Origin of the sequence: Nostoc sp. (assembly GCF_036917415.1) — a bacterium.
In the GTDB taxonomy this organism is placed as follows: Bacteria; Cyanobacteriota; Cyanobacteriia; order Cyanobacteriales; family Nostocaceae; genus Nostoc.
In genome coordinates this window covers 11995-30100 of record NZ_JBALDJ010000098.1, presented here as the reverse complement: position 1 = coordinate 30100, position 18106 = coordinate 11995, and the positions used below count along the sequence as shown (strand labels likewise).

Here is an 18106-nt window from a genome sequence, read left to right as displayed (position 1 = left end):
AGATACTTTCTAGATTCGCTTGGAAAAATACCAATGAGAAGGTACAGATTTGTCCAATTTTGACTGGTACAGTCACAGTATTTACAACTGTTCTAGTCAAATTGCACTCAACTGTACCAGTTCAAATACAAAAAAATCCCTTATATTGCCTATAATCCCTACATCATCCCGAAGGAAGAGTTTCACAGTGAATATTCCTTTAGATCGGCACTCACCAATCCCGATATATCTCCAGATTCGCAATTATCTCAGTCGTCTGATTCAATCTGGCAAAATACCAGATGGACAAAAACTTCCCTCTATTCGGGTGATGTCTAAGAGTATTCAAGTTAACAAGTTAACTGTAATTGAGGCTTACAGTCTCTTAGAAGCTGATGGTCTCATCCATGCTCGCCAGGGTTCAGGCTATTTTGTCAACCGTACAATCACACTATTATCTAGTCTGACTTTGCGTTCAACCTTTGCCCCGTCTCAAGAGGTAATAATTTCACAAGGGGGAGGATCGTTTTTCGAGCAATATACAGCTTCAATTCAGGCTCGACGACAGCAAAACATTATTGAGTTCAGTTCCGGTTTTCCTTCTAGTTCCATTTCAGATAACCTGCAACGAGTTACAAAACGAGCATTGGCTAATGCAGGAGATATCCTTTTTAGAGAAGACTTCCCTCAAGGACAACTTATGCTGCGGCAACTGATTGCTCAGATGTTAGTTCAACAAGGCTTAGAGGTTTCCCCTGATGAAATAATTATTACCACTGGCTCACAGCAAGCTTTATCTTTAGCTATGCAATATTACCTACAAAAAGATGACTGGGTAATTGTAGAAACACCAACCTATCATGGAGCATTGGGAATTCTCGAAAATTTACAGGCCAAAGTCATAGGAATTCCGATGACGGCGGAGGGAATGAATCTAGAATTGTTGGAGCAGTATCTCAAAAGTCACCGACCAAAATTAATTTACACCATCAGTACTTTACATAATCCAACAGGTATTACAACTTCCCAAACTCATCGGCAAGATTTATTAAAATTGGCACAACAATACGAGTGTTTTATTTTGGAAGATAATGCCTACGAAGGGTTAAAGTTTCAACCTGTTCCTCCTCCCATCAAGGTACTCGATCGTCATGATTTGGTCACTTACATCAGTACATTCTCAAAAACCTTAATGCCTGGACTACGAGTTGGTTACATGGTGGTGACAGGTGAGCATCATCAATCTTTGGTAAAGCATAAATTACTCAATGACTTGCATGTTTCTACAGTATCTCAGGTAATTGTGAGTGAATTTTTAGCATCGGGACATTACCGCCGTCACTTGAATCGTTTACGTATTAATAACCTGCAAAGTCGCAATGTGATGTTGCAAGCTCTGGAAAACTATTTTCCCGAAGCTATCACCTGGACAATTCCTAAAGGTGGTTTATTTTTGTGGACTCATCTGCCACACTATTTACCTATTCAAGCAATTTGCTCTGAAGCCTTATCTTACAATGTCCTTGTTGCTAGTGGTGCTGCATTTTTTCTAGGGCAAGGGTATCCAGCAATGCGCTTGAACTTTTGCCAAACACCAGAGGATATTGAACATGGAATTAAGATTCTTGGTCGGCTAATTAAAAAGTATTTAACTGAGAGTTTTATCAGTATAGGTTTGTCATCTCAATGCGTAAGTTTATCGTCTATTCACTTATAGTCAAATCATAAAAACACGGGTATTTCTCTATACTTTAATTAATGAAGTAATAATCGAATTGAATGTTTAAGCATATCCACAGATTTAAAATAGCAGAGTGTTTTTCGGTGTAGTCTTGCTAGGTAATGGCGCAAGCGGGTATTTTCGCCAGACTTGGCAAGTTTGACGAAATGCCAAGATTAACACCAGAACAGTTAAACGCCACGAACCATCGCCGCCTATACTGGACTCTCTTCACAAAACGCTCAAAGGCTAGTCCTGATTATGTGACTCAATGCGATCGCCTACGGTGGGCGGTTACGCGATCGCAAAAAATCTTGCTAAATAATTGTAATAATATTTAATATGAGTCTAGGTTGTCTAATTTAGATTAACTATTGCAGAGAAATTCTCTCAGACTGAGTAAAATGACAAATACAACGAGGCAACTATTTTATAGATTAGTTACCCTAGAACTGGAGACTATGTTTTCAGTCCTGAGTTACTTCTGTATTTTGCCTCTGAGGCATACCAATTTAGACCACACCAAATCCTTCATTTAAGATCTCCCACAAATCATAATGGCTGTGATTGAGAAGAAAAGAACTCGCGATCTGCCCCAAATTAACGAACGAATTCGCTTCCCGAAAATTCGGGTAATTGACACTGACGGTGCCCAACTGGGAATTATGCCCCCACAGGAAGCACTACAACTAGCAGAAGAAAAAGAGCTAGATTTGGTGCTAATCAGCGATAAAGCTGACCCGCCGGTTTGTCGGATTATGGACTACGGGAAATACAAGTTTGAACAGGAAAAAAAGGCGCGGGAAGCCCGGAAAAAGCAGCACACGGCTGATGTCAAAGAAGTTAAGATGCGCTACAAAATAGAAGAACACGACTACAACGTGCGTGTTAAGCAAGCAGAGCGCTTTTTGAAAGATGGCGATAAAGTCAAAGCGACTGTGATGTTCCGGGGTCGAGAAATTCAACACAGCGACCTAGCAGAAGATTTGCTCAAGCGAATGGCAACGGATTTGGAGCCTTTTGGTGAGCTTCAACAAGCGCCTAAAAAAGAAGGACGAAACATGATGATGCTCATCTCGCCTAAAAAATAATTCTTTAACTGTTTAATAGACCAAGTTTGAAAATCCCCTGACTTCTAGCCAGGGGATTTTTTCATTTGGATGCAATCTGCGCTTTGGGCGGACAGTTAGCTGTGTACTCCTACGAAAGCGTTTAAATTTATCTAAAATCGATAGTCCTGAACGCTGAGTGGGAAACATAATACTCAGTTGCTCAGGACTTTTGCTATTTCCAGGAGATGAGGGACAAGGAAGACTATAGCGGTTCTCGGTTGAGTGAGGTACACCCGTAGGGGCACGGCACTGCCGTGCCCTTACACTTCGCGATTAATCTTGTACCGCATCTGAATGGGAACCGCTATAGGGGACAAGGGGACTGGGGGACAAGAAGGACAAGGAGGACAAGCAAGATAAAAAAAAAGTATTTTCTTCCCTTCCCCTGCCTCCCCTGCCTCCCCTGCTCCCTCTGCCCCATTACGCGGTGATACTACCAAAAAATAAAACTGCATGGAACTGAAAAATCACTGGTTGGCTGCAAATAAAGTTGCTTTCCCACGACTACTACAGTGGGTGAATCTTCGACCAGAGGAGAGCGAACGAACCCAGATAATGTTTCTTTTTTACACAATTGTATGTGTAGGATTGCGGTGGGCAGAAGACAGTACAGTGGCGCTGTTTTTGGATGAATATGGAACTCATCTACTGCCGTGGATGTATATTGCTAGTGCAGCAATGAGTGCCGGACTGGTTTTTTTATACTCTTGGCTGCAAAAGATTTTTCCCTTACGTCGGGTAATTGTGGCGATCGCACCTTGTATGTTGATGCCATTAGTTTTATTAGTTGTATTACGTTGGGGATCGCATTTTTCCTACCTGGCAGTTATTTCGGCATTTCTACTACGGCTATGGGTAGATGCACTTTATGTGGTCAATGACCTTAACACTTCCATTGTCGCCAACCAAATATTTAATATTCGAGAGATTAAACGGACTTACCCACTGGTGAGTAGTGGTCTTTTGGTAGCAGATGTGATTAGTGGCTTTAGTTTGCCTTGGCTAGTGCAATACACCACACTAAATAAGATCATCTTCATCGCCTGTATGGTGATTTTATTAGGATCGGGGATTCTATTCTATTTAACTCATCACTATCGAGCAGCTTTTCCTGAAACTCCACAAAGACTAGTTCCCGAACAACAAGCTTCACGAGAGCGTTTCATTAAAAGTCCGCTGAAGCGGTACGTTTGGCAGTTGTTTGCTTTTGTGGGTCTGTTACAAGTCATTGGGTTGTTAATAGATTTTCAGTATTTACGCGAACTCCAATCCAATTTGGACGACCGAGAACTTGCGAGCTTTTTGGGTCTTTTTGGTGGAATGTTGGGACTGTGTGAGTTGTTGTTGCAGTGGTTTTTTTCCAGCCGACTCATCGAACGAATGGGGGTATTTTTCACTGCCACGCTTTTACCAATCACCATCGGCTTTTCACTCCCAGGAGTGCTGGTATTGCTGCATTTAATTCCAGCCATGCAATCGCAAAGCTTTTTCTGGGGTTTGATAATTGTCAAATTCTGCGATGAACTTCTGCGTTACACCTTTGTCATGAGTAGCGGCCCCATTCTGTATCAACCGATTCCAGAGGCAATTCGCAGCCGGATGCAGACTTTATCTGGCGGAACTGCCGAAGCGATCGCTACAGGTTTGACAGGAGCGCTAATTTTTGTGACTATCTTGTTTTGTGGGCGGTTTGTACCCGAACCACTGCAAAAATGGGTATTGGTAGCAGAAACAATGCTGATAGCTGGCACCTGTTTAAAAGTAGTTTGGGAATTGCGATCGCGTTATGTGGAACTGTTAGTCTTGAGTGTGGCGCGGGGTCACTTAAGTGCAACCAATGTCGGCTTACGATTTTTTAAACAGGGTGTAGTCAAAGCTTTAGCAGAAAAAGGCAGTGAGGCTGATAAACGCTCTTGTATTGAACTTTTAGCCCAAATTGATTCCCTTGGAGCTGCGGAAGTTTTAGCACCTCTACTATTGAAGTTAACCCCAGATTTGCAGCGCCAAAGTTTAGAAGTGATGCTGATGGGAGGTGTAAATCCGATTTATTTAGCCGCCATCCGTCCTTTATTAGAAGAATCCCAAGAAACTAACCCCGAAGTTTTTGCCTTAGCGCTGCGCTACGTTTGGCTGGCTGAACCAAATCCCAATTTAAGCCTCTTAGAAGGATATTTACACCCCCGGCAAAACTCACTCATCCGCGCTACCGCTGCCGCTTTAGTCTTACGCCAGGGAACGCCTATGCAAAAGGTAGCAGCTACTCAAACCATGCGCCGGATGCTGACTCATAAGCAAGAACGGGAACGGGTGAATGGAGTTAGAGCGCTGAGAGAAGCAGTTTATTTGCAGGCATTGCGGATTCACATCCCGAATTTATTACAAGATGAATCGTTACGGGTGCGCTGTGCCGTATTAGAAATGATTGCAGCAACGCATTTAGAAGAGTACTATTCAGCACTGATTGCAGCACTTTATTACAAATCAACCCGCTGTACAGCCGTGTCAGCCCTAGTGCGACTGGAAAATGAAGCTTTAGAAATGCTGTTGCGGTTGGCTACCAATATTTACAAACCAGAAGTAGTGCGGATGTACGCTTGGCGCACCATTGCTCAAGTCGGCACACAGCAGGCATTGGAGATTTTATGGGCAAACTTGGAAATATCCTGGGGTACTACTAGGGATCATATTCTCCGCAGCTTACTAAAAATACACAAACAACCAGGAATTAAAGGTTTAGTAGATCGATTTTATGAAAGTCGGGTAGAAAATTTAATTAAGCAGGAATTAAAATTTTTAGGTGAAATTTACGCTGCATACATTGACTTCCAAACACTAGACCAAAAAGAAAATCATCAATCCAATCAGAGGATTGTAATTGTCTGTGAGTTACTGCAACGCGCCCTTCTAGAATTGGAATTGGATGTGAAAGAGCGGCTGCTACTATTACTAAAACTGCTTTACTCGCCAGAAAAGATGCAGGCAGCATCCTTCAATCTGCGATCGCTCTCAGTGGTAAACTTAGCGCGGGGGTTAGAAATCTTAGAGCATACCGTAACTTTGTCTTCAAAGTCTTTATTGCTGAATATTTTAGATAACCGACCACAGGCAGAAAAATTACAATATCTTGTCGAAGCCAAGATCGTAGAATATGAGAACATGGTAGTTAGCGATCGCCTCCACAGATTGCTGATGTTAGGTAACTTTCTTTCTGACTGGTGTCTAGCTTGCTGTTTTCATTATGCTCAAGTGACACGCATCCGACTGACCAGTTCTGAGATATTAGTAAGTTTGCGTCATCCAACCGGCTTTGTCAGAGAAGCTGCGATCGCATACTTGAATATGGTTTCATATCGCGTTCTCCTGCAAATCCTCCCTCAGTTACAAAAAGATCCACATCCTCTGGTGGCTGCTCAAGTTAAAGAGTTACTCGAAAAATACCAATTCAAAAATTACAATTGAAAAAAATTAGCACAGATAAAATAACAATACTTCTGGCAAAAGCACTGAGTTTAAACTCTTTTCTTGTGCTTTTATTCCCTCATACGTAAGGTAAAAAGATTTGCAAAAGACTCGATAATACCATTTCTTTGTGAAGCTGCACTAAATCTCTTAATTTCTTATTTCTTGGCGTACTTGGCGTACTTGGCGGTTCGTTCTTTATTTTTTGCACTAGAGGCGCATTTTCATACAGAAATCTCTCTTGCAATCTTCCATACCCAATGCCCTATTTCCAACACAAATCTATTTATTAGCTGCAAGTTTGGCAAGCACCCCACTAGACAACGCCACAAATTTTGACTCAGTAACCAGAAGTCTCTCAAGGTACATCTTCATTTCCTTGTTAACCTATAGAGTGAAACAAGAAGTTACAGAGTATCAAGAACAGCCATGTACGTACTGATTGGTGGAGCCGGCTTAGTGGGCTTAAGTTTAGCGCAAAAACTGGTAGAGGTAGGGCATACTGTTGCTGTAATTGACATTGACCCTATCGCTTGCCGCTACGCCCGCGAACAAGTGGGAGCAATGGCTTTTGAAGGCAGTGCTGTGAGTACAGAAGTATTGCTAGAAGCTGGGATTCGCAAAGCCGGTTCCTTGGCAGCGGTTCTGAGAAGTGATGCCTTAAACTTAGCAATGGTAACTCTTGCTAAACACTACGGTGTAACCCATATTTTGAGTCGGATGCGCCACCCGGATTTTGCCGAACCACTGCGGATAGCTGGAGCCAACCATATTATCAGTACTGTGGAACTATCAGTTTCAACAATGGTGAATGCTATTGAATATCCCCAAGTGGAATCAATGATGCATTTTGAGCAGGGACAGATTGAGGTACTAAAACTTTCCATCCCCAACAATTGTTATGTTGCTGGTCGTAGCGTTGCCGAAATTGCTCAAGATTCGCAATTCCCTACTGGTTCGCTAATTATTGGTTATCAATCCCATCCCCATGAAGATTTGATGATTCCTAACGGTAGTACAATACTGGAACCTCATTCAACTGTGCTGATTGTGACTAAGCCAGGATCTTTACATCAAGTCATTGATTTTATTGAACAAAAATGTTGAGCGCAGTTCCTACCTAAACTGTTTATTAGGTAGGGTTAGCTACACATATAAAAAAATTGGTGAGTTTTGATGAAGCTGTATAGATATATTTATTTAGCGATCGCTGTTATTATTCTTGCATCTTGTGAATCAACACCCAGGTCACAACCCAATGCCATTCCAGCAACCCCGTTGCAAAAAACAGTGACGCTGGATAAGAATTTTAAGATAGCAAGCGGTGAAACTCTTTATGTTCCGGTCTACTCTCATATCTATCATCACAATCGCCAAGAGATTTTTGAGTTAGCAGTTACGCTTAGTATTCGGAACACAGATTTGACCAATCCGATTATTATTACTTCTGTGCGCTACTATAACTCAGAAGGGAAACTAGTTAAACAGTATTTGGAGCGCCCTATTCAACTTGATGCGCTAGCTTCTACAGATTTTTTTATCAATAGAAATGACACCAGTGGAGGTTTAGGCGCAAACTTCATTATCGAGTGGGTAGCCCAAACAGAAATATCCGAACCGATAGTGGAAGCAGTCATGATTGGCACTGACTTTCAACAAGGAATTTCTTTTATCAGTCCTGGTAGGGTAATTAAAAGTCAAAATAACGATAAGCGATCGCCTTTAAAATAATTCGTAATGACGCTCTCTACGAGACGCTAAAAGCGTAGTTTGCTTCTCTGTAAGAGTACGCACAATACAGTTCGCTTAACGTGTTTATTCCTCGAAGATCCCCCCAACCCCCCTTAAAAAGGAGGGCTTTTTTTTCTAATTACCCCCTTTTTAAGGGGGTCGCCACAGGCGGGGGGATCTTATCCGAACCGTATTGAGAGTACGCAGACTCGCTACTGCTACGCTATCGTAATTCGTAATTAATTAATTCCTCGTTCCTATGCTCCGCATGAGAATGCATTCATTGAGTCTCTCACTCAATCTCTTGCTGGAGGCAACAGATCCTAATTAGCCAAAGCTCAAAGCTTCATTCACAAAGCTCAGAGGTTCACTCACAAAGCTCAAAACTTCATTCACAAAGCTCAAAGCTTCATCAACGAAGCTCAAAGGTTCACTCACGAAGCTCAGACTATCCCCCATACCTAATACCCAATGCCCCATATTTAACCCTCTTCTATCACTTTGGGGAAAGAAAAATAAATGTAGGTTGGGTTGAACAAAGTGAAACCCAACTTTTCTAAGGTCTTTGGGTGTTGGGTTTCGTTCCTCAACCCAACCTACGTCTAAATTGATAAAAGTCATGAGAAATAAGGGTTTTAGATTTTTCTCTACCGATAGTGATTAAAGAGGGTTAATCATCTTCTAGTTTCAGTAATTGTTCATCAAGAGTTTGTATCCGCCCGCGCACAATTTCTTCTGAGAGAATTCGCTTCCGCATTGCCTCATTGAGCGCTCCTTTTTCTGCCAACAGTAAACGTCGGCGAATGGCTTCAAGTTTACTGCTCTTGCCACTTCTACCTTCCACCTCATCAGGGCGACGATTATATAGTTCCCGCAATATCTTTTCTGCACCCGCAATTCTTACCTGATAAGCTGAACGCATCTCTTCATAAACGGCTTTTGGTAATACCCCTGATTTCAATAGGCTATCTAATTCATCTTGTGCCGCCTTACCTGTCATCAACTGGGCTTGCAACTCTTCAACCTGCTGTTGAACTTCGGAAAATTTAGATAATTTTAAGCGTTTTACCACCCAAGGTAAACTTAAACCCTGTCCTACTAACGACACGAGCACACAGCCGAAAACTATAGCTATCAGGACTTCTCGCCCTGGTAATGTAGTGGGTAAGCTCAACGCTAGAGCCATTGACAGTGAACCTTTAATGTTGCCTAAAAACAGTAAATGTTGCCAGCGCAGCGGAATTGGGCGGTCAATCCAACGAACCACTGCTAGTAGCGGATAAACCGTAAGAATTCGCCCGACTTGAAAAGCCAAAACTGCAAGTAGAATTGCAGGTAAAGTTTTCCAGAGTGTTACCAGGTCTATTTCTACACCAATCAACAGAAAAATAAAGGTGTTGACAGTAAAACTGGCATATTCCCAGAAACTCAACAAGGTGATGCGACTAGAAGCAGAGGTATTGCGAGAAAGCCCAAAATTACCGAAAATTAAGCCAGCGACAACTACGGCTACAGGGCCTGAGACACCTAGATATTGCCCAACCTGAAAAGTTCCTAATGCAACTGCGACTGTCAGCAAAAGACTGCTAAGAGCATCATCTAAACGGGCGAATACAGGTATACTCAAGTAGCCTAAGACTAACCCCACAACGCAGCCTCCTAGAGAGATAACTAACAGTTGTTGGATTCCCTCCATAAATGTGAGCGAACCTGTCGAATATACTTGCACAATCAGGTTGAACATAACCAGGGCAGCAGCATCATTAAATAGAGTTTCTCCTTCAACGATGGTGGAAAGCCGCGAGGGTACTGATATTTCCTTAAAGACGGCAATCATTGAAACTGTATCAGTGTTTGCCAGCATTACTCCTACAAATAAGGCAGGTATCCAACTCAGTCCCAGCCCAAATTTCAACAGTACGGCAATAATTGCACTGGAAAGCATAGCCCCAGGTCCAGCAAGTAGAGCAATTGGTTTAAAGGTGCTGCGTAGGCGGCTGACATCTGTATTAATACCAGCTTCAAAGAGGAGAATTGGCAGGAAAAGATCCAGAACAAGGGTTGGATTTAAACCAATCCGACGAGACAATAACTCAGTGATAGGCAAACCTGCTAGTACTAAACCTGTAACATAAGGAATTCCCAACCGTCGGGACAGCAAAGCTACTCCTGTAGCAACGAGCAAGAGAATAATTGAAACTTTGACTAATTCGGTAACATCCACTATTGCGTTTTGGAAAGTTAGTTTGACTTGACCGATAGATTCTCTCTTCATTCATGCCAAATTAGCAAGTTCAGGGTGTGGTTCAGAATGGAACGAGCCAGTACTTGCTACCATAGCTCGGCAATTCTACCACCAAACTCAGAGTCAAAGCGTAGGCGCAGCCCATCGTTGGCGAAGCCTCTCGTAGAGAAGACATCGCACTTTAAACAAATTCAAAAACTCCCAGCGTATATTAACCCTTACCCTTTGCCCTTTTCCCAAAACCTGTAATAAAATGGTTGTATAGCGGTGAGCCTGCAAAAAGCGACTTGCTCAAACTTGTGCAAATATTTTATAAAAATTTGTCGAGTTCTTCGTTTGATATTTGAGAGATGTCTATAGTTTTATATTCATATTAATTATAAATATAACGATCCAGATGACACCACAAGATGCACGAAAATACGCATCAGCAACCGAGCGTAACCGCGAACCAATTCTAGAAGTACTTTTACAAGTGTTGCCAAAGAGCGGCACTATTTTAGAAATAGCAAGTGGTACTGGTGAACACGCAGTCTTTTTTGCATCCAGGCTCAGAGATTATCAGTGGCTCCCAACCGATGTAAATCCACAATCAAGAGCCAGCATTATTTCATGGACTGAACACAATGCATGTGATAGCGTTTATGCACCGCTTGAGCTAGATGCAAGAGAACCAGTTTGGGCTGTGGAAAATGGTGGATTTGATTGGTTGAATACGAAGCCAATTGTCGCCATCGTCAACATCAATATGATTCACATTTCACCTTGGTCAGCCTGTCTGGGGTTAATGGCAGGGGCAGGTCGTATCCTAAAAGCAGGAGGTATCCTCTATTTATATGGCCCCTTCAAACAAGGTGGAGAACATACAGCTGCGAGTAATGCAGCTTTTGACGAATATTTACGCACTGAAAACCCAGAGTGGGGTGTGCGTAACTTGGATGATGTCATAGCAGTAGCTAGGGCACAAAATCTGATCTTGCAACAGATTTACCAAATGCCAGCTAATAATCTTTCAGTAGTGTTTCAATGTTCAGGCTAACTGAAAGTTTGAGAGATTTTAAAACCCTTCATTTGGATGAAGGGTTAATAGCATCAGGTCAGAGGAATTACAGCAGTTTTCATTTGCATGAAGTACAAAACTACGGGTTTTAAGGCAGGAGGCAGGAGGCAGAAGGCAGGAGGCAGAAACTCTTTATATCTGATGCGTGAGTCCTGGATTTTGTACCTTACTTGCAAACTGCTGTATTTTATACAATTCTTGGAACAGCAGGTTTACTACTTTACTCATCAACTTTTCCTGGATGTGCTTACCACCTAGCAATTTTTCACCTTGTTCAGTGACGTTAGCTTTAAGTGAGTTGCGGTGACGTGATTTTAATCACCTTGTCAGGAACCAAGAGCAGATTTCGACAAATATAGCTTTTGGGTTTAAAGACCTTGAAAGTCAATTTCAAGATATGAACAACAAACTGCTAAAAATCGAAGCTTATTTAATTCGCTACGGCATTGTTCCAGAGAAGTAACTCACTGGGTATTCTCAATAATTACTCTGACTTTAATTTGCCTAATTAATTACTAATAGGACTTACGCAAAATATCTCTCAAACTCTGATTTCTCCGTGCCGCGCCAGTTGCTATAAGTCGGGGAACCCGCCCAACGCACTGGCTTCTCTGTGCCTCTGCGGTTCGTTATTCCGTAACTTGTGCGTAAGTCCTAACTAAAATTTAATACTATAGGAATCCGATTTGATTTATGAAAAAATCTAAGTATCTGTAGGGGAGCCAGCTGCGTGGGCGGGTTTCCCGACTTGAGCGGACTGGCGTTGTGTTATGGCGTAGCCTAACGCACCTAAATCGTTAACTGGTGCGTTAGCCTTTGGCGTAACGCACCCTATATGTATTTCAGAAATCAAATATGCGTCCTATAGATTAAATTTAGTATTTGTTCGGATATTGTTGAGCAAAAGCCAAGTCCCTTTCAATTAACTTGGCATCTGTTAGGTTAGCCTCACTCAAATTGCACAAGTGAAAATTTGCCCCTCTGAGGTCTGCTAGTGACAGATTAGCTCCTGTTAAATCTGCACCAGTGAGGTTGACTTCACTTAAGTTAGCACTACTTAGGTTAGCCCCCTGAAGTGAAGCTTGTTGGAGGTCTGACTCGCTTAGGTTTGCCCTCATTAGGTATGCTTTACTCAAGTCTGCTCCACTTAAATTCGCTTGAGTTAGGTCTGCTGCTGTTAAATCAGCTTTACTTAGATTGGCTTGCCTTAAATCCGCCCAACTCAACGAGGCATAACTTAGGTTAATTTCACTTAACTTCACTGATGCAAGTACTGCACACCTCAAATTAGCATTAACAAAATTTCTTTCTCCGATTGCATAACGGCGTAAAATTTCATCAGTTGTTGCTCTGTGTAAAACAGCTTTTGATGCGCCTTGATAACACCATGTAGCTTTTAATAGTTTGGCAGCAGTGTTAACAGCTACCTCATCACCAGAAGCCACAATTACACCATTACAGCCATCCCATTGACCGTTAAGCATTAAAGCAATCTCATTAGCGGCAGCAATTGAGTCAAATAATAAAACAGATTCTTTATGCTGTTTTAACCAGTTATTCCAACCAATCGAGATAATATTTTTCATTTCTATGAATTTTGGCCTTTTCAGACGATTACGGCTCTAACTATCTATTCTGGCTAATAACAATCAGACTGGTGTGTGTAACGACCGACCATTATTGTGCGTACTTAACGAACGCTTGCTAAAAGTTCTCTCTTAACCGACGTTGGGCGGGTATGTTATCACACTTAAATATGTTTTTATTGGGTGCGTAAGCTGTTAATCGTAGCGCTTAAAACTAGGACAATTGCCAAAACCAATACGGTATTTCTGAGCATTGAGTTATCAGAATGCTTGAGTGCGTTCGCCACCAATGCCCAGAGTGTTACTCCTGCATAAGCGATGTCTCGACGCTGGATGACTATAACTGCTGCAACTGTTGTTGCTATCAATACCATGACGAGAGTCCAAATTACAGCAGAAATCCCCCAACCGTTCCACCTGTGAAAATTCAGAGTGATGCATATAAGCCACAGTCATATCGAGCAAGTTAATCAGGAGTTAAACTAATTATTGACCTCACTGCTTTTAAGGTACTGTCCATGCAGCTACTTCAAACTACCGACAAAGATTTTTCTGTCAAATTCAAAACTCTTGTAAGCGATCGCCGGGAAGTTACAGTTGATGTTAGTGGGACAGTACGCGAGATTTTAGCTGATGTGAAAGTGCGTGGTGATGCCGCAGTCAAGGACTATACTAACCGCTTTGACCGCAACCATCTCCAGTCTTTGCATTTAAGCGAAAGCTTTATTGCCGAACACGCGGCACAATGTCCTGCCGATGTCTTAGCTGCGCTGGAATTTGCTGCTCTTAGGATTGTGGCTTTCCATGAAAAACAACTACCACAAGATATTGGCTATACCGATGCAGTCGGGGTGAAACTGGGATTGAATTGGATAGCGCTGTCGCAAGTGGGAATTTATGTACCAGGGGGACGGGCTAGCTATCCGAGTTCTTTGTTGATGAATGCCTTACCAGCTAAAATTGCTGGTGTTGAAAGAATTGTCATGACAGTACCGATGCCTGGTGGTGAGATTAATCCCGCCGTATTGGCTGCTGCTCAAGTTGCTGGTGTTACAGAAATATATGGCATTGGTGGGGCGCAAGCGATCGCAGCATTAGCTTATGGTACAGAAAGCATTGCCCCAGTAGATAAAATTGTTGGCCCTGGTAATGCTTATGTTGCTGAAGCCAAGCGTCAAGTATTTGGCACTGTTGGCATTGATAGCATCGCTGGCCCTTCTGAAATTTTAGTGGTAGCCGACAGCCAGAACAACCCAGATTGGATTGCTTGGGACTTATTATCGCAAGCAGAACACGATCCTAGTGCCCAGTCAATCTTAATTACTGATTCAGAAATCTTCGCGCAACAAGTAATAAAGGCTGTTGAGAAAATTCTTGCCAATCTACCCACCAGAGAAGTTGCCAGTGCTAGTTGGCAAAATTATGCAGCCGTGATTCTGGTCAGCGATTTGCTAGAGAGTATACCACTGCTCAATCAACTAGCTCCAGAACATGTGGAATTGTGCACAGAAAACCCGCAACTGCTTGCCAATCAAATTAAGTGTGCCGGCAGCGTGTTTTTAGGACGCTATACTCCAGAAGCGATTGGTGATTATTTAGGTGGCCCCAACCATGTACTGCCAACTGCCCGTTCTGCCCGCTTTGCCTCTGGTTTGAGTGTGTTCGACTTTCTCAAACGAATTACTTTTTTAGAATGTGACAAACAATCATTACAGACAATAGGCAAAGCAGCTGTCACCTTAGCAGAAACAGAAGGTTTGCCAGCCCATGCAGGTAGTGTATCTATACGCTTGCAATAAAAAGCTGAGATAATTTGTGAATTAGATGATGATTATTCAAAATTAATTGGTGTACTGACTGCTTGATTAATACAAACTTTTCTGCTTCTTAGATATTAATGTCCGTCTCAGAATACCTAGACTATCAAGGATGAACTTGGTCATGGGTTTGAGGAATGCGATCGCAGTGGGTAAAATTCCCATTTTGGGAAAATTCACGAGAGATTTTGTGCAACCACTCGATAACGCTGTTCAATCAAAGGTGCGAACCCTGTTCTAAATGAATAGCCTTGAGCTTCCAAATCTTCGAGATTTCCGGCTATTTTAATCAGAGCGATCGCAGTAGGGTTTCGTCTTTATAAAGTAATATCAGTTTAACTCCCAAGCAGCATAGAAGATTGAAAATAGGAGAAGTAAGCTTGTTCTTTAAAGCAACCGATAGCGATTTTGATATCACCACAGTACAGCTTGCGGTCTGAGTCTAGATCCGAATGGCGGCGATCGCTTCATTCTAAATAGAACAAGTCGGATTTCTTTGCACCTACCATTTCGTCATTTTCAATATAAACCAGAAGTGAAGGTATTAACTTGACGAACACTAATTGTGGTTAACTCAAAAAAGAGTTCATCTGTTACAAAGCTTAGGGGGTGGGATGTTTGGGATGACTATTCGTTGGTGTTTGGGGATTGGGATGGGAGGTGCGATCGCTTTGGGTGCAAATTGTGCTTTTGCCCAAATCACCACCGATGGCACTCTGCCTAATAATTCCATCATCACATCAGATGGTAACACCACCAAGATCACAGGGGGTACACAAGCTGGTAGTAACTTGTTTCACAGCTTTGAACAGTTTTCTATCTCTGCGGGAAGGACAGCCCATTTTAACAATGCAATCAATATTCAGAACATCATCAGTCGGGTGACAGGCAATTCTGTTTCTAATATAGATGGCATTCTCAAAGCTAACGGTACAGCCAACGTATTTCTGATTAATCCTAACGGCATTGTTTTTGGGCCCAATGCTTCTTTAAATATTGGCGGTTCATTTGTGGCTAGCACAGCAAGTAGTTTGAACTTCGCTGATGGTACAAAATTTAGTGCTACATCTCCTCAAACTGCACCTCTACTGACACTAAGTATTCCCATTGGCTTACAATTCGGAACAAATGCTCGACCCATTCGCAATCAATCCCAAGCAAGTCCAAATAATGCAATTAATACCTTCGGACAAGGTGTTGGTTTACAAGTACAGCAAGGCAAAACCTTAGCACTTATAGGCGGTGATATAACGCTAGAGGGTGGAAATTTAACGGCAAGTGGGGGAAGAATTGAGTTAGGAAGTGTTGCTGGCAATAGTTTGGTTGGTCTAAGTTCGACGAATCAAGGTTGGGCATTAGGATATGAAGGTGTTCAAAATTTTCAGAACATTGAACTAACCCAGCAAAGTGAGATTCCATCTAATGTAGATACCAGTGGCCAAGGTGGCGGTAATATCCACCTGCAAGGACAGCATGTACTGGTAAATGACGGTTCAAAAATTTCGGCTGATACTCTGCGAGCGCAACCAGGAGGAAATTTAACAGTGAACGCTTCCGAGTCTGTAGAACTTGGACTAAATGCGTCCTTGTTTACTGGAAACTCTGGAAATATAAACATCACTACCAGAAAGTTGATTGTCAAAGATGGAGCGCAAGTCTTTATATTCAATGTTGATTTGGGATTGGCGGGGCAATTGACTATCAACGCCTCAGATTCCGTAGAACTAATCGCAGGTCGTCTCATTGCTCCTTTGCCTAGTGGATTATTTATTCCTAGTGGATTATTTAGTGCAACTTATGGCGCTCAAAATGCTGGCAGCATAATAATTAATACTGGAAAGTTACGTATAGAGGAAGGAGCAGCAATATCAACAAATTCTGAGGGTATACTTGAGGGGTTTTCTAACCGATACCTATTTATACCAGCTACAGGAAATGCAGGAGATTTGATAGTGAACGCCTCTGAGTCCGTAGAATTAATCGGAACCTCAGCAAATGGTTCTAGCCTCAGTAGCTTGTTTGCTGGCACTCAAGGGCCTGGAAATGGCGGCAACTTGACCTTAACTACAGGGCGATTGGTTATCAAAGATGGGGCGGTAATAACTGTCAGCAGTGAATTTGGAAAAAATTTTATCTATCAAGGGGATGTACCCAATTTAGGTCTAGCAGGCGAACTCAATGTCAGCGCTCGTTCCATCCTGCTGGATAAAGGAAAACTCACATCTAATAGTGAGTCAGGTAAGGGCGGTGACATTGTGGTACAGGTGCAGGACTTATTACTGATGCGTCGCAACAGTCAAATTTCTACTGAAGCCGGAGGTGATAAAACTGGCGGCAATTTCACGCTTAATATGCCAGATGGCTTCATCATCGCCACTCCCAATGAAAATAGCGATATCATTACTAATGCCTTCATTGGTACGGGCGGTAAAATTACGATTACAGCCTTTGGGGTTTTTGGTATGGTAGTGCGTGATCGAGAAGAATTGGTGAGATTGCTAGAAACTAACGACCCAAGCCAATTAGACCCACGTCGACTGTCAACAAATGACATCACTTCATTTTCACAGACAGGCTTTTCCATTGAAGGAATAACAAAACTACATTTCACTGGAGTAGAACTACCCACAAACCTAGTAGATGCTTCCCAGCTATTTGACACTATCTGTAGCCCTAGAAGCAAGCAACAAGCTAATTCATTTATCATCACTGGACGCGGCGGTTTACCATTCAATCCCAAGGACATTCTCTCTCCTGACGCAGTGGAAGTAGATTGGGTAACTCTCAATCCCAGCACCAGAGAAGGCAAGAGTCCACCTGTTATCATCAAACCTACTACTGCTACGCCAAAACCCATTGTAGAAGCTATAGGGTGGGTGAGAAATGCCAAAGGGGAGTTGGAACTTACAGCGAATGCACTCACTAAGCCTCATGGTTTATGGCAGAACCCTGTATCTTGCCGTGCAGTTTCTTATCGCTCTTCCATCACTCTCAGAAAACAATAGTCGAAGCAGAAAATTGAAACTATGACTAAATCAAGGTTTGAGGCTTTATTTTCTCATATAAATTCCTAAATGTAGCCAAAACCTGGAAAGTGAAGTTTCGTAAACCTTGCAGCGATCGCTTTTTCCAAGAGTGATGGAAGAGCGTTATATCAAGTTCGGATGAACACTTATAATTAAGCTGCCCTGGTTTTTGGCCACCAGTAGTAGCAAGTTAGACCAGAGATTAAATCATGTTGTTTCATCAGTTCTTGATAACGAAGCACTAACAAAGCTTCTAACTCATCTCAAGACTGGACTTTAGACTAAAGAAGAGCGATCGTCAGGTAGTAGCTGTGCAAAAAAAGAAAGGAATGCCTGTAATCACAAGCACCCCAGTAACGGAAGATGAAAAA

14 protein-coding genes and 1 pseudogene are annotated in these 18106 nt (G+C 42.3%); 9 read left to right on the top strand and 6 right to left on the bottom strand.

All coding sequences use genetic code 11. From position 1 onward, the window contains the following. Positions 1 to 187: 187 nt before the first annotated feature. Complete coding sequence (locus tag V7K41_RS22105; protein ID WP_334851644.1) at positions 188 to 1696, top strand: aminotransferase-like domain-containing protein; 1509 nt, start codon at positions 188 to 190, stop codon at positions 1694 to 1696. Positions 1697 to 1734: 38 nt separating this feature from the next. On the opposite strand, the pseudogene V7K41_RS22100 reads toward V7K41_RS22105, so the two are convergent. Continuing rightward, positions 1735 to 1845 (bottom strand): annotated as a pseudogene (locus V7K41_RS22100) (IS1 family transposase); the annotation flags it as partial. Between V7K41_RS22100 and V7K41_RS22095 the strand changes: the two are divergent. The 5 genes from V7K41_RS22095 (at position 1822) to V7K41_RS22075 (ending at position 8001) form a co-directional block, all read left to right on the top strand. Further along, positions 1822 to 2040 carry a hypothetical protein gene (locus V7K41_RS22095; RefSeq protein WP_334851643.1) on the top strand — a complete coding sequence of 73 codons (219 nt, stop codon included), beginning with the start codon at positions 1822 to 1824 and terminating at the stop codon, positions 2038 to 2040. The pseudogene V7K41_RS22100 and the gene V7K41_RS22095 overlap by 24 nt on opposite strands. 216 nt (positions 2041 to 2256) lie before the next feature. Beyond that, positions 2257 to 2790 (top strand): translation initiation factor IF-3, encoded by a 534-nt coding sequence (infC, locus tag V7K41_RS22090; protein ID WP_104908867.1) that lies wholly within the window; start codon positions 2257 to 2259, stop codon positions 2788 to 2790. A 474-nt stretch (positions 2791 to 3264) separates the two neighbouring features. Further along, positions 3265 to 6270 (top strand): MFS transporter, encoded by a 3006-nt coding sequence (locus tag V7K41_RS22085; RefSeq protein ID WP_334851642.1) that lies wholly within the window; start codon positions 3265 to 3267, stop codon positions 6268 to 6270. A 429-nt stretch (positions 6271 to 6699) separates the two neighbouring features. After that, entirely contained in the window at positions 6700 to 7377 is a 678-nt protein-coding gene (locus tag V7K41_RS22080) for a potassium channel family protein (protein WP_334851641.1), read from the top strand. Between the two features lie 69 nt (positions 7378 to 7446). Then, on the top strand, positions 7447 to 8001 hold the full coding sequence (locus V7K41_RS22075; protein ID WP_334851639.1) for a DUF3124 domain-containing protein: 555 nt from the start codon (positions 7447 to 7449) through the stop codon (positions 7999 to 8001). A 327-nt stretch (positions 8002 to 8328) separates the two neighbouring features. On the opposite strand, the gene V7K41_RS22070 is transcribed toward V7K41_RS22075, so the two are convergent. After that, on the bottom strand, positions 8329 to 8622 hold the full coding sequence (locus tag V7K41_RS22070) for a hypothetical protein (RefSeq protein WP_334851637.1): 294 nt from the start codon (positions 8620 to 8622) through the stop codon (positions 8329 to 8331). A 49-nt stretch (positions 8623 to 8671) separates the two neighbouring features. Beyond that, positions 8672 to 10225: a cation:proton antiporter gene (locus V7K41_RS22065; RefSeq protein WP_334851683.1), complete on the bottom strand. Its 1554-nt coding sequence runs from the start codon at positions 10223 to 10225 to the stop codon at positions 8672 to 8674. A gap of 418 nt (positions 10226 to 10643) precedes the next feature. On the opposite strand from V7K41_RS22065, the gene V7K41_RS22060 reads away from it, so the two are divergent. Further along, a complete protein-coding gene (locus V7K41_RS22060) occupies positions 10644 to 11285 on the top strand; it encodes a DUF938 domain-containing protein (RefSeq protein WP_334851635.1) in 642 nt (213 codons plus the stop codon). Positions 11286 to 12009: 724 nt separating this feature from the next. On the opposite strand, the gene V7K41_RS22055 is transcribed toward V7K41_RS22060, so the two are convergent. From V7K41_RS22055 to V7K41_RS22045, 3 genes are all read right to left on the bottom strand, one after another. Beyond that, positions 12010 to 12159, bottom strand: a complete 150-nt coding sequence (locus tag V7K41_RS22055; protein ID WP_334851634.1) for a hypothetical protein — start codon at positions 12157 to 12159, stop codon at positions 12010 to 12012. Positions 12160 to 12181: 22 nt separating this feature from the next. Then, a complete protein-coding gene (locus V7K41_RS22050) occupies positions 12182 to 12892 on the bottom strand; it encodes a pentapeptide repeat-containing protein (protein ID WP_334851632.1) in 711 nt (236 codons plus the stop codon). A 176-nt stretch (positions 12893 to 13068) separates the two neighbouring features. Continuing rightward, complete coding sequence (locus V7K41_RS22045; RefSeq protein ID WP_334851631.1) at positions 13069 to 13266, bottom strand: hypothetical protein; 198 nt, start codon at positions 13264 to 13266, stop codon at positions 13069 to 13071. A 144-nt stretch (positions 13267 to 13410) separates the two neighbouring features. Here V7K41_RS22045 and hisD point away from each other — a divergent pair, with 144 nt between their 5' ends. Beyond that, entirely contained in the window at positions 13411 to 14691 is a 1281-nt protein-coding gene (gene hisD, locus V7K41_RS22040) for a histidinol dehydrogenase (RefSeq protein WP_334851629.1), read from the top strand. Between the two features lie 641 nt (positions 14692 to 15332). Further along, a complete protein-coding gene (locus tag V7K41_RS22035) occupies positions 15333 to 17714 on the top strand; it encodes a two-partner secretion domain-containing protein (RefSeq protein ID WP_334851627.1) in 2382 nt (793 codons plus the stop codon). Positions 17715 to 18106 lie beyond the last annotated feature (392 nt).

Excerpts from the sequence above, each read along its gene's own strand:
- V7K41_RS22095 (WP_334851643.1), top strand. The coding sequence starts at position 1,822 with ATGGCGCAAGCGGGTATTTTCGCCAGACTTGGCAAGTTTGACGAAATG.
- infC (WP_104908867.1), top strand. The coding sequence starts at position 2,257 with ATGGCTGTGATTGAGAAGAAAAGAACTCGCGATCTGCCCCAAATTAAC.
- V7K41_RS22085 (WP_334851642.1), top strand. The coding sequence starts at position 3,265 with ATGGAACTGAAAAATCACTGGTTGGCTGCAAATAAAGTTGCTTTCCCA.
- V7K41_RS22080 (WP_334851641.1), top strand. The coding sequence starts at position 6,700 with ATGTACGTACTGATTGGTGGAGCCGGCTTAGTGGGCTTAAGTTTAGCG.
- V7K41_RS22075 (WP_334851639.1), top strand. The coding sequence starts at position 7,447 with ATGAAGCTGTATAGATATATTTATTTAGCGATCGCTGTTATTATTCTT.
- V7K41_RS22070 (WP_334851637.1), bottom strand. The coding sequence starts at position 8,622 with ATGACTTTTATCAATTTAGACGTAGGTTGGGTTGAGGAACGAAACCCA.
- V7K41_RS22060 (WP_334851635.1), top strand. The coding sequence starts at position 10,644 with ATGACACCACAAGATGCACGAAAATACGCATCAGCAACCGAGCGTAAC.
- V7K41_RS22050 (WP_334851632.1), bottom strand. The coding sequence starts at position 12,892 with ATGAAAAATATTATCTCGATTGGTTGGAATAACTGGTTAAAACAGCAT.
- V7K41_RS22045 (WP_334851631.1), bottom strand. The coding sequence starts at position 13,266 with ATGGTATTGATAGCAACAACAGTTGCAGCAGTTATAGTCATCCAGCGT.
- hisD (WP_334851629.1), top strand. The coding sequence starts at position 13,411 with ATGCAGCTACTTCAAACTACCGACAAAGATTTTTCTGTCAAATTCAAA.
- V7K41_RS22035 (WP_334851627.1), top strand. The coding sequence starts at position 15,333 with ATGACTATTCGTTGGTGTTTGGGGATTGGGATGGGAGGTGCGATCGCT.